The following is an 11,899-nucleotide window of genomic DNA, read 5'->3' as shown; positions in this document are numbered from 1 at the left end:
CTCGTGGACCGGCAGGTCGACGAGGGCCACGGCACAGCGGCGTTCGAGCGGACCATCGAGGAGCTGCGGGGCGTGCCCGCGCGGCGATAACCCGTTGGTGCGGGCCGGAAGCCCCGGCCCGCACCCTCCGGTGCGCTACTCCTCCGACTGCGCGGTGAGCGCGGTCAACTCCTCGCCCAGCCCCAATTCGGCGACCTGCTCCAGCGTCGCCGGATCGAACAGCGCGATCACGGCGGCGAACTCACTGGTCACGGCAGGTTCGGTGCGGCTGGTCAGGGCCAGCAGACCCCGCCACACCGCGGGATCGGTGGACCCGCCGACCGCATCGGTGAGCGCGGCGAGAGTGTCGGGTTCGGCCACAATGGGATTGGCGGCCAGCCGATCCAAGGCCTCCAGGCTCAACCCGGCGACGAAACGCAGCGTCTCCCCGACGGCTCCCGCGTCGAGGAAGGTGCGGATCAGATCCGCGATCTGCTCGGGCGAACCCTGACCGAACAGGATGTCGCCGACCGCCGGGATCACATCGTCGTCGCAGCGCGCGAAGACCGACAGCGCGGCCAGCCGCAGCTCCTCGGACCCGGACAGGATGGTGTCCACCAGTTTCGGGATGCGCTTGCCCTCGCCGGAGAGCAGGTGGCGCAGGATGACGCTGATGTTCTCCCCGGAGTACGCGAACGACGCCGACCGGATCATGCCCTCGTCGTCGTGCACATCGCGTTCGACCGCCTGCACCAATGTCGGTGTGGCATAGGCCAGGAACGGGCCCGCGGTGACGTAGTCCCGCAGGCGCAGCAGCTCGTTGATAATGGCCATGACCGGTCCGGGCGGAGCGATGTCGGCCAGCTGGCCCACCGCGTGCGGGTCCATGTAGGGCGCGGCCTGGGCGGCGTAACCGGGATCGAACAGGGCGACGGCCTCGGCGGACTTCTTCGGATGATCCACCCCGATAGCGCCGGCCGCGCGCCCGGCCATCACCGGCGGCACCATGCGCTGCACCAGTGGGATCGAGATGCTGAACGGAATGATGGGCACCAGCAACGACAGCCGGGAGAAGATCGCGTTGTGTTCGGCGAACATCACCTTCGCCATGCGTTCTTGCAGTTCGTGCAAGTTGGCGGCGCCCAGCTTCTCGAGGTGGGCCAGCTTCTCCTCGGGCACGTGCAACGTCCGCGACAGCAGGGTGATCTGCGCGCGGGTCACCAGATCGCTCATCGCCCCTACCCGAGCTTATTGCCGAACATGATCTTCTTGGCCGCGGTGCGCAATGGCCACGGCAGCGCGCCGACGGTCTTGTCGACGGCCTCCACCATGGCGAGGTTCTCGGTGCGCTGCGCCTGCTGGAACACCGCCAGCAGGTCGGCCGTCTCGGCCTCGTTCAGCAGGTCGAGCGCGGGCAGCGGCCCGCCCAGTTCCCGCTCCAGTTCGGCTCTGGCGCTCATTGATTCATCCCCATCCCCCGGAATGACTCCAATCACCCCGATCGTTCGTACACCAATCTCTACCAAGATCGATGGCACCGCGCCAGACCTGCGGGGGAATCCGCGCACGCCAATTGCGGTCGACTGCATGCAGTTCGGTGGGACGCGGGTCCGCACCTGGTGTGGAATGCACCGTGCGAAACCCGGTCCGGGCGGACGCACGATGCCGACCACGCCCGGTTGGCCGGGTCTTTCGCGGGTGTTCACGTGATGTTGGCGTCGGAGGTGCCGAAGGTAACCCGGTACCCTGCACGATCGGCCTCGTGCGCATCGTTCAGCTGGCGAACTTCTACGGTCCGCGCTCGGGTGGGTTGCGAACCGCACTGCATCACCTCGGCGCGGGCTACGCCGCCGCGGGACACGAGGTGGTACTGGTCGTGCCCGGCACCCGGCGCGCCGAGGAGGTGCTCGCCACCGGAGTCCTGCGAATCACCCTGCCCGCACCGGAGATTCCGTGGACCGGCGGCTACCGCGCGGCAGACCCCCGCCGCGTCGCCGACACCCTCACCGGATTGCGGCCCGACGTGCTGGAGGTGTCGGACCGGTTGACGCTGCGCGGCTTCGGCCGCTGGGCGCGCCGCCGCGACATCGCGGGCGTCATGATCTCCCATGAGCGCCTCGACCGTCTGCTGGGCCAGGTGCTGCCCGGCCCGCTGGCGCGCCGCGCGGCCGACGCCGCCAACCGGCGCACCGCCCAGACCTATGACGTCGTCGTCTGCACCACCGAGTTCGCGCGCGAGGAATTCCAGCGCATCGACGCCGCCAATGTCGAACTGGTCCCGCTGGGCGTGGACCTGGACATGTTCCGGCCCGACCGCCACGACCACCGGCTGCGCACCGACCTCGGCGCGGACGGCTACCCGCTGCTGGTCCACTGCGGTCGCCTCTCGGTCGAGAAGCGCGTCGACCGCAGCATCGCCGCGGTCGGGGCACTGCGCCGCGGCGGCCTGGACGCCCGCCTGGTGGTGGCCGGCGACGGACCGCGCCGCGAGGCCCTGGAACGCCGCGCCCGCCTGATCCCCCCGCTGCCCGACGGCCGACCCACCGTCCACTTCACCGGATTCATCGACGACCGAACGACTCTGGCGACCCTGCTGGCCACCGCGGACGTCTCCCTGGCACCGGGCCCGCACGAAACCTTCGGCCTGGCCGCGCTCGAGGCCCTGGCCGCGGGCACCCCGGTGGTGGCGAGCCGCTCCTCGGCGCTGGCCGACATCGTCACCGCCGAAGCGGGCGCGGTCGCCGCCGACCACCCGCGCGCCTTCGCCACCGCCGTCACCGATGTTCTCGCCCGCCCCCGCGCCGAACGCCGTCGCGCCGCCCGCAGCCGCGCCGAGCAATTCACGTGGCCCGCAGCGGTTTCCGGGATGCTCGACCTGCTGGGTCCGAGCTGAAACCCGACCCCACGCGCAAGGCGGCGCTGGATGCTACCGCCCGCAAAGCTCGTGGACAGCCTGCCGCGTGGACCGGTCAGTCGCGCATCGGGTCCGGCTGCCACGGGACATAGTCCCGCCCGTCCGCCGCGGCGGCGTTCTTCGACGAATTCAGCTGATACGGCGTGATTCCGCCGGGCTGCCACGGCCCCGCCGAGCCCGCCGCCACCGCCGACCCGTCCTTGGCGACCAGCCCGATCTCCTCGCGCACCACCGCGATCGGGCGGTCGGCGAGGCCGAACCAGTCCAGGTCGAGGAAGTCGTGGCTGCCGCGGGTGAGCGCGCCCCGGCGCATGGCGTCACCGAGGCGGGTGGCCATGCCCGAGGTGCTCAGGTGCCCGGCATCGGCCTCGAACAGGCCCGCGCCCGCCCGCAGGTAGCCGGTCTCGAACAGCGAGATCACCATGGCCAGCAGGCTGAAGGCCCGCGGATCGTCATTGGCGCGGGCCATGAACGCGAACACCTCGATCTCGTTCTCGAGGGTGGTGCCGTACCCGGCGAGCACGTGCACCCAATCGTGCTGGGCCAGCAGCGGCGGCGCGGACCCGGGCAGGCCGGGGGTGACGAAGCCGCGGTCCCGGTAGAAGTCGGCGACACCGCGACCCAGGGTGCCGACCGGCAGCTCCCACAGCTCGGCCCAGCGCCCGGCGAGGCCCGCGTCATCGGTGACCGCGCTCCACGAACTGTCCAGTCCGGCGGTGTGCAGGGCATCCAGCCGCAGCGAGTCCGTATTGCCCAGATATCCATTGCGGGTGAAATCGACCGCGGCCAGATCCACCGCGCCCTCGGCATAGCGCTGAGCCACCGCGATCATGTCGTCGTCGACACCGAGCGCGTCGGCGAACTCCCGCAACTTGTTCCCGGTCGCCGCCGGCAGCGGTCGCACCACCAGCGCGGACAGCAGCATGGTCTGCACGATCCGCTCCCGGAAGATCCGATTGCGCCGCGCCATCCCCGCCGCGAACTCCGCCGCCCCGATCGGCGTCACCTCGGCCAACTCCACCGGATGCCCCGTCATCGACAGGAACAGCGCCGGAATCAGCAACTCCTGCAAGGGCGTGAGCCCCAGATCGCAGGTCGCCGCACTCACCACGCCCCGCGCCAGGAACCGCACCTCGGCGGCATCCGGCGGCGTGAGCAGCACCTCTTCCATCTCCCACAGCCTCCACAGCATCAGGGGACCGAACGGCCCGCGACCCATTGTCATCGCGAAAAACCGCGCGTGCGTGATCGTTTCACTCTCGGCGTAGCCCTCGGCGCGAGAGCCCGGCCGCACCCGACCGATTCCTGTGGCCCACGCCCGCCGAACCCGCCGATGCGAGCCTGCTCGAACAGGTCCTGCGCACCGACGCCACGTTGGCGCCGCTACTCCGCGAGCGCCTCTTCCATCAGAGGCCACGAATCGTGCAGATCCTGCTGCCAATACGGCCATGAATGCGTGCCGCGCGGATGGAAGACGAAGGTCGCCGGAATATCGATCTCCTGGAGCCGCCGCCGGAACGACTCGGTGCAGCCGCGCACGAGATACTCCAGCACCGCACCGAAAGTCACCGCCTGCGGCATCAGCGGATCGGTCAGCGATTCCGGCCCCGGCGTCCCGTTGCCGGTCGACACGTACACCGCTTTACCGCGCAACGCGTCAGCGTTGGTGAGCGGATCGTGGGCCGCCCAGTCCGGATCGCCGTCGGGTCCCCACATGTTCTCCGGATTACCGCCGACCCAGCTCACCGAATTCCGGATGGCGAGTTTGGCATTGGTGCTCATGGTGTCCAGACAACCGCTGAACGCGGCGAATCCGCGATACAGCGCCGGATACCGGGTGGTGAGCGCCGCCGCCGAGAGCGCGCCCATCGACAGCCCGGCGATCGCATTGCGCCCGCTGCCGTGGAACCGCTGATCGATCAAGGGCGGCAGTTCCTGGGTCAGGAACGTCTCCCACATCTGCACCCCGCCGAGTACGGGATCGGGCCGCTCCCAATCGGAATAGAAACTGCCCTTACCGCCGACCGGCAGCACCACATTGACCCGCTTGTCGTCGAAGAACGAGACGACATCGGTCTTCTGCGTCCAATTCGTCTCCATCGCACCGGAATCGACACCGTCGAGCAGGTAATAGGAGGGTCGCGGCTGATCATCGGCGGGATGCAGCACGTCCACGGTCACCGCGCGGTCCATGGCCGCGGAGTACACCGAGATCCGGGTGCGCGAGGGACCGGAGTCGGTGGCGCTCAGAATGGTCGAATCCCCGGCCGGTTCGGCGTGGGCCGCACCGGTGCCGGAGATCAGAATTGTGACGAAGGTGATGGCCGCGGCCGCGGCGGCACGAAAATCGGCATTCATCGATGTCCATTCATCGGGCGCGGCATGGAATCGGAAACGATGGGAGCGCCCGGGACGGGCTACTCGAATGCTAAGTGAAGCGTAGGTGATCCAGCGGTAGCGACGCCGCACCGATCTCGCCGGCTGTCGGATGCATCACCGAATCACCGCTCCCCTGCATCGTTTCTCAGTGCTCCGGCCCGGTGCATCCCTGCGGCACCAGCTCGCCGGTGAGCAGCTCCTCGACCCATTTCGTGGTCAACGGAATCGAGAGCGCACCCGCGACGAAGTGCTCACCGGGAAACGGCTGCAATCGAACCCGCGCGCCGAGACCGCACCAGTCGTCGAAAAGCTCCTTCGCGCCCTCATACGGCACGAAGATCTCGTTGACGCCGTGGAACAAGTAGACCGGCGCGGCGGGCGCCATTCCGCCGGGACGGTTCTCGTCCAGAATCTGTTGCACCATGGGCAGTTTCAGCGGATCCGGGACCACGGTCAGATCTTCGACCCGCATCGGCGCGATGATCCCGAGCATCGTCTCCTGCGAGACGCAGATGTCGCGGAACATATGGGCGATCCGCCAGCCGTTGTCGTTCAGGATGTTCAGCAGTTCGGGATATTCACGGGCCAGCCCCAGCGCGGCCGCCAGCATCACACCTGTACCCCAGTTGCCGTTCATGACCGACATCAGCATGTCGTAATCCGCGGGTTCGCCGCCGATGATGGTGCCCGCCAATCGGATCTCGGGCGCGTACGTCGACGCGAGCTGCGCGGCCCAGCTGGTCGCGATGGAACCGCCGGAGTAGCCCGTCATCACCACCGGCGTGTCCGGGCCGAGCTCCAGTGACGTCCAATGGGTCACCGCGCGAATGGAATCGAGCACCGCGTGCCCACCCATCAGCCCGGCCGCGTACGCCTGCTTCGGTCCCTGATGATCGGGAACGACCACCGCGAAGTTCTTGGCCAGTAGCAGCGAGATGGCGACGACGTCGGCCGACACGCCCTTCTTCAGTTCCGTCGAGGGCGCACACGAATACCCCAACGACGAGATCGGAATGTTGTAGGAGACCAGCGGTCGGGGCCCCGGGCCCGGCCACGCGGCGCGCGGCAGCAGCAGGGTCGTGGTGATGGCGACCGGTTGATCGTGGGAATCGGTGGACCGCACCAGCAGCTCGTAGGCGTCGGCGGTGAAGAACATGCCGCCGGTCGGGCGCGCGCTCAGCACGGTGCCCGGCGACGTGTCCTCGAAGCCCGGCGGGGGCGTGAAGAACGGGTCGGCGGGCGGCGTCGGCAGCACGCTGGCCAGATCATGACTCGGGCTGATCAGCTCCGAGAACGGGTCGGCTTGCGCGTGTAGCGGCAGCAGCGTCGTAACCAGCGCTGCGAGCATCAGGATCCGTGTTGACCGGCGAGTTGCCACGGCCAGAGATCCTCACACGGGAACGGCCCGGACCACCGGATTTGGCTCGGTGCGGCGGGTCCCGCGCGGGCCGGAATCTCGGAACCACACCGCGACCGGCGGGTTCTGGCACGCTGTCCTCATGCGGTGGTCAATCGTCCTGGTGGCGGTGCTGACACTCGCGGTCGGCTGCGTCGACCGAACCCCGGACTCACCGTGGCGGGAACTGCCGCTCCCCCAGCCCGGCGCGCGGATCCTGGCCTTCGCTCCCACGCCCGGCAGCGTGCTGGCCCTCGGCTCGATCCCCGCCGCCGACGTCCGGGCCCCCGCCGCCTGGTCGACCACCGACGGCACCCACTGGACCGCGGTCCCGGTCCACCCGGAAACCCCGTACGGCGCACGGGCGGAACTGCTTTCAGCGGGAACGGGCGATCGCACCGTGGTTCTCGGACGGGCTTTCGGTGGCGCGCACAGCAATCCGCGCATGAGCGTCTGGGGCGGCGACGCCCACGGCCTGACCGAACATGAGCAGGCCTTCGAGATGTTCGGCGGCCCGCACGCCATCGCCGTGAGCGCCGCGGGCGCACTCGGTGGCGTCGACCTGCTGGTGGGCGACTGGGACGGCCCGACCGGCCGGTACGGCGCCGCCTATTGGGTCTCGGCCGACGGTGCGAACTGGGAGCGTCACGCCGACGACCCGGCGCTGTCGTCCGCACCCGGCGAACAGACCGGCGCGGCCGCCATCGGCACCGGCCCCGCGGGCTTCGCGATCGTCGGTGAAACACTGCGGGACAATATTATTCGTCCAGTGGAATGGACCTCTCCCGACGGCGGCCGATGGCAGCGCCTCGAACTGCCCGGCGCGAACGCCGTCGCCAGCGGTATCGGTTGCACGGCGACCTGCACGGTCTTCGGCCAATCCGTCGGCGCCGACCCGCACGTCCTGTGCTGGCCCACGCCTGATACCGGACCCCTACCGGGGCCTGCCGCGCGCAACGTCGATGTCCAGCAGGTGGTTCCGACGCCTTCCCGAATGCTGGCCCTCATCGCGTTCGACCACCGCGTCAGTCTGGTGTCGGTTTCGTCGAATTGCACTGACTGGCAACAGATCTCGCTCCCCGTGCCGGCCGATCAGGCACGCATGGCCACCCTGCCACTGGGCCTGCTGGTGACCGGAACCGACGCCGAACACACCGGACTATGGCTGTACACCCGATGAAAACGCCGCCGACCTGGGCGAATAATTGCCGACCTGGGCGAATAATTAAGGATTCAAATATGTTTCATTGTCGGCGGTCCGCTCGGAATACTCGTAAGTCCGGTTGACAGAACATTGGCGTAACTTTTGAATTGCGACACCCAGAACTTCTTGCCGACCAGCGGCGTTCGTGGCACCGTATACGACGGTTTGACTCAGTTCAACTCACAACGAGGAGTTTGGAAATGAGGAACAACCTTTCTTACGACGCGTCGCTCGGGAACGCTTTCGACTTTCTGCAGGTTCAGACCGACAATTCCGCCGTACACGGTGCGAAAAATTCGCGGAACCGATCTCTGCATATCGTTCTGGTCGCTCCCCCGTATTTCGACATTCCGCCGGTCGGGTACGGCGGCATCGAGGCGGTCGTAGCAAGCCTGGCCGACGAGCTGGTCGACCAGGGCCACCGCGTGACCCTGCTCGGCGCGGGCCGGGCCGGGACGAAGGCGGACTTCATCCGGGTGTGGGACGAGGTCCAGACCAAGCGCTTGGGTGAGCCGTACCCGGAGATCGTCAACGCCATGAAGGCCTGGCAGATCATCGATTCGCTGCACGCGTCGGACCCGATCGACATCATCCACGACCACACCTTCGCCGGTCCGGGGAACGCGCCCGCGTACAAGATGCTCGGCATCCCCACCGTCGTCACCGTGCACGGCCCGGTCGACGCTCAGATGGACGAGTACTACCGGTCCCTGGACCGCTGCGTGAAGCTGGTGGCGATCAGCGACCGCCAGCGTGAGCTGGCGCCGGACCTGAACTGGATCGGTCGCGTGCACAATGCGATTCGCCCCTCGGAGTGGCCGTTCCGCACCGAGAAGCTCGACTACGCGCTGTTCCTGGGCCGCTATGCGCCGTACAAGGGCCCGCACCTGGCGCTCGAGGCCGCGCACGCCGCGGGCGTGCGGCTGGTGTTGGCGGGCAAGTTGAACGAGCCGCCCGAGCATGAGTTCTTCGACGAGTACATCACGCCGCGGCTCACCGAGTCCGACGATGTCTTCGGCGAGGCCGACGCCGCCGCGAAACGCCAGCTGCTGGCCGGGGCGCGCTGCCTTTTGTTCCCGATTCGGTGGGAAGAACCCTTCGGGATTGTCATGATCGAAGCCATGGTCTGTGGCACCCCGGTGATCGCACTGCGCGGCGGCGCGGTGGAAGAGGTCGTCGAACACGGCGTGACCGGATTCGTTCTCGACGATCCGGCCGAACTGCCCGGCGCGATCGCGCGCGCCCACGAGATCGATCCCTACGCCTGCCGGGAACGGGTCGAAAGACTGTTCTCCACCGGGCTGTTCGCGCAAGGCTACGAAGCGGCCTACCGCCAGGCGATCGAACTCGCGAAGTCCCGCACGATCGCCGGCTCGGTCCGGGTGCGACTGCCCGGTGACCCGCGGATCCTCAGCACCCACGTGCCGGGTGGTCGCGCGTGAGTGTTTTCAACGCCGGTCCGCCGGTGCTCATCGAGGGTGGCGCGGGCGTCGTCACCCTCGTCGAGGCCGGCACCTTCTGCCTGTCCGATCAGCTCGGCGATATCCACCCGGGCACCGCGCACGGCTTGTTCTACCGGGACACGCGCATCCTGACCCGCTGGGAGCTGCGCGTGGACGGTCTTCCACCGGAACAGCTTTCGGTGGTCGTGCGCGAGCCGTTCCGGGCCCGGTTCGTGGCGCGCAAACCGCCACCGCACGGGGTGGCCGATGCGACGGTGCTGATCCAGCGCCGTCGCATCGTCGGCGAGGGCATGCAGGAGACCATCAGTGTGCTCAACCTCGGCGACGAGGACACCGCGCTGACGATCGTCCTCGACGCGGAGGCCGACTTCGCCGACCTGTTCGCGGTCAAGGAGGGCCGCGTGGGCAGCGGTGGCGGTGAAACGACCGCCACCGAGCACGGCCTGCGCATCACCGACCGCGGGCTGCAGGGCCGCGGCGTGATCATCACCGCCACCGAGGAGCCCGAGATCCAAACGGGATCGCTGACCTGGCGGACCCTGATCCCCGCGCACAGCAATTGGCAGACGGTGGTGCGCTGTCAGCCCATCGAGGACCACCGGGCCGTCCCGATGAACTTCGACGACGGCCACGAGGACGGTCCCGAGGGCAAGATCCGCCGCTGGCGCGCCAGCACCACCACGCTCACCGCCAGCGGCGCGGGCCTCAACACGATCCTGCAGCGCACCGAGACCGACCTGGGCGCACTGCGCCTGGACGACCCCGCCGGCGGCACCTCCTACGTGGCTGCCGGCGCGCCCTGGTTCATGGCGCTGTTCGGTCGCGACAGCCTGCTCACCTCCTGGATGGCGCTGCTGCTGGACTCGGACCTGGCCGTGGGCACGCTGCGCCAGCTGGCGAAACTGCAAGGCACCGAGACCAATCCGATCACCGAGGAGGAACCCGGCCGCATCATGCATGAGCGGCGGCACGGGCCTGGCAGTGATCGGGTGCTCGGCGGCACCGTCTACTACGGCACCGCCGACGCCAGCCCGCTGTTCGTGATGCTGCTGGCCGAATGCCATCGCTGGGGTGTCGGCGACGCGGCCGTGCGCGAACTGATCCCGGCCGCCGACGCGGCGCTGGGGTGGATCGACACCGACGCCGACCTCGACGGCGACGGCTTCGTCGAGTACCGGCGCAAGACCGACCGCGGTCTGGCCAACCAGGGGTGGAAGGACAGCTGGGACGCCATCAGCTTCGCCGACGGCCGCCTCGCCGACCCGCCCATCGCGCTGTGTGAGGTGCAGGGCTACGTCTACGCCGCCCGCGTCGGCCGCGCGGAATTGGCCGACGAGGCCGGCGACCATACCCTCGCCGAACGACTGCGCGCTCAGGCAGCCGACCTGAGATCCCGTTTCGACGAGGCCTTCTGGATGCCGAAGAGCGGCTGCTACGCGATGGCCCTCGACGGTGCCAAGCAGCCGGTCGACGTCGGATCCAGCAATCCCGGCCACTGCCTGTGGACCGGCATCGTGCCCGACGAGCGCGCCGCCGAACTGATCGAGCGGCTCGGTGCGGCCGACCTGAACAGCGGATTCGGTTTGCGCACCCTGTCTTCCACCGCGCGCCGGTTCAATCCCATGGGCTACCACACCGGTTCGGTGTGGCCGCACGACACGGCCATCGCGGTGGCCGGCCTCATGCGCTACGGCCACATCCCCGGCGCCCTCGACCTGAGCGTGAAACTGGCGAGCGGACTGCTCGAGGCCATCCAGGAGTTCGGCGCCCGCCCACCGGAACTGTTCTGCGGCTTCGCGCGCGACGAATTCCGTTCCCCGGTGCCCTATCCCACCTCCTGCTCGCCGCAGGCGTGGGCGAGCGCGGCGCCGCTGCTGCTCATGCGATCGTTCCTGGGCCTCGCGCCCGACGTCCCGAACCGCAGCCTCACCATCGCGCCCCGCCTGCCCGACCGCGCGGGCACGATCCGGCTGACGGATCTGCGGCTGGGCCCGGCCACCATCACGATCGAGGCTTGCGGCATGGAAGCGCGGGTCGAGGGCCTCCCGCCGGACTGGCAGCTGAATCGGAAGTAGCGAGACGGGCGGTACGTGAGGTAGGTCCGACGTGAGTACCAGCACCGATCTGGCCGGTCTGCGCGCCGAGCGGCGGGACGTGATCTGGCACGCTCATCTGCGGCACGACATCGCGAGCGCGAACCGCCCACCATCGACACCGAGCGCATGTCGGCCATCACCACGTGGCTCATGGCGGTGCTGGAGAAGTCGCACGGCTCGCGACTGCGCTGGCTCGACGTCCCGGTGGGACTTGTTCTCACCGGTGCCGGTGGTGGCACCTGGCGGGTCGAACCGACCGGGCGTGGCCTGCGGGTGCGGCGAGGGCCGGTTGGCGGGACCGCCGCTCGGATCACCGGTTCCGCAGCCGATGTCCCGCTCTGGTCGACCACCCGGGTGCCCTGGAGGACGTGCGATATCGATATCGACGGGGGCGCGGAGATCGCCACCGGATTCCTCGACAACCTCGATCTGGTGTAACCCCGCCCTTGATACGACGAAGGCCGCTGC

General features: G+C 68.9%; 10 protein-coding genes. 5 read left to right on the top strand and 5 right to left on the bottom strand.

Features of this window, described 5'->3' with window-relative positions:
* Positions 1 to 135: 135 nt before the first annotated feature.
* Together ACFV4K_RS30980 and ACFV4K_RS30975 are read right to left on the bottom strand one after the other, a co-directional pair.
* Positions 136 to 1,212 carry a hypothetical protein gene (locus ACFV4K_RS30980; protein ID WP_379279707.1) on the bottom strand — a complete coding sequence of 359 codons (1,077 nt, stop codon included), beginning with the start codon at positions 1,210 to 1,212 and terminating at the stop codon, positions 136 to 138.
* A gap of 5 nt (positions 1,213 to 1,217) precedes the next feature.
* Entirely contained in the window at positions 1,218 to 1,439 is a 222-nt protein-coding gene (locus tag ACFV4K_RS30975; RefSeq protein ID WP_379099724.1) for a hypothetical protein, read from the bottom strand.
* Positions 1,440 to 1,741: 302 nt separating this feature from the next.
* On the opposite strand from ACFV4K_RS30975, the gene ACFV4K_RS30970 reads away from it, so the two are divergent.
* Complete coding sequence (locus ACFV4K_RS30970) at positions 1,742 to 2,872, top strand: glycosyltransferase (protein ID WP_379279705.1); 1,131 nt, start codon at positions 1,742 to 1,744, stop codon at positions 2,870 to 2,872.
* Positions 2,873 to 2,948: 76 nt separating this feature from the next.
* Here the strand turns inward: ACFV4K_RS30970 and ACFV4K_RS30965 are convergent, their stop codons facing one another.
* The 3 genes from ACFV4K_RS30965 to ACFV4K_RS30955 all read right to left on the bottom strand — a co-directional run bounded on the left by ACFV4K_RS30965 (position 2,949) and on the right by ACFV4K_RS30955 (position 6,620).
* Positions 2,949 to 4,085, bottom strand: a complete 1,137-nt coding sequence (locus tag ACFV4K_RS30965) for a hypothetical protein (RefSeq protein WP_379279703.1) — start codon at positions 4,083 to 4,085, stop codon at positions 2,949 to 2,951.
* 191 nt (positions 4,086 to 4,276) lie between these two features.
* Positions 4,277 to 5,251 carry an alpha/beta hydrolase gene (locus ACFV4K_RS30960; protein ID WP_379279701.1) on the bottom strand — a complete coding sequence of 325 codons (975 nt, stop codon included), beginning with the start codon at positions 5,249 to 5,251 and terminating at the stop codon, positions 4,277 to 4,279.
* A gap of 166 nt (positions 5,252 to 5,417) precedes the next feature.
* Positions 5,418 to 6,620 (bottom strand): lipase family protein, encoded by a 1,203-nt coding sequence (locus ACFV4K_RS30955; RefSeq protein WP_379279700.1) that lies wholly within the window; start codon positions 6,618 to 6,620, stop codon positions 5,418 to 5,420.
* A gap of 151 nt (positions 6,621 to 6,771) precedes the next feature.
* On the opposite strand from ACFV4K_RS30955, the gene ACFV4K_RS30950 reads away from it, so the two are divergent.
* The 4 genes from ACFV4K_RS30950 (at position 6,772) to ACFV4K_RS30935 (ending at position 11,869) form a co-directional block, all read left to right on the top strand.
* Positions 6,772 to 7,848: a hypothetical protein gene (locus ACFV4K_RS30950; RefSeq protein ID WP_379279698.1), complete on the top strand. Its 1,077-nt coding sequence runs from the start codon at positions 6,772 to 6,774 to the stop codon at positions 7,846 to 7,848.
* A 224-nt stretch (positions 7,849 to 8,072) separates the two neighbouring features.
* A complete protein-coding gene (locus ACFV4K_RS30945; protein ID WP_379279696.1) occupies positions 8,073 to 9,314 on the top strand; it encodes a glycosyltransferase family 4 protein in 1,242 nt (413 codons plus the stop codon).
* Positions 9,311 to 11,410, top strand: a complete 2,100-nt coding sequence (locus tag ACFV4K_RS30940) for a glycogen debranching N-terminal domain-containing protein (protein WP_379279695.1) — start codon at positions 9,311 to 9,313, stop codon at positions 11,408 to 11,410. Before ACFV4K_RS30945 ends, ACFV4K_RS30940 begins: the two co-directional genes overlap by 4 nt.
* 147 nt (positions 11,411 to 11,557) lie before the next feature.
* Positions 11,558 to 11,869 (top strand): hypothetical protein, encoded by a 312-nt coding sequence (locus ACFV4K_RS30935; protein WP_379279693.1) that lies wholly within the window; start codon positions 11,558 to 11,560, stop codon positions 11,867 to 11,869.
* Positions 11,870 to 11,899: the final 30 nt, after the last annotated feature.

Source organism: Nocardia sp. NPDC059764 (genome assembly GCF_042732555.1).
Classification (GTDB): domain Bacteria; phylum Actinomycetota; class Actinomycetes; order Mycobacteriales; family Mycobacteriaceae; genus Nocardia.
The sequence above is the reverse complement of the archived record's forward strand: the minus strand, read 5'-3'. Positions and strand labels throughout refer to the sequence as shown.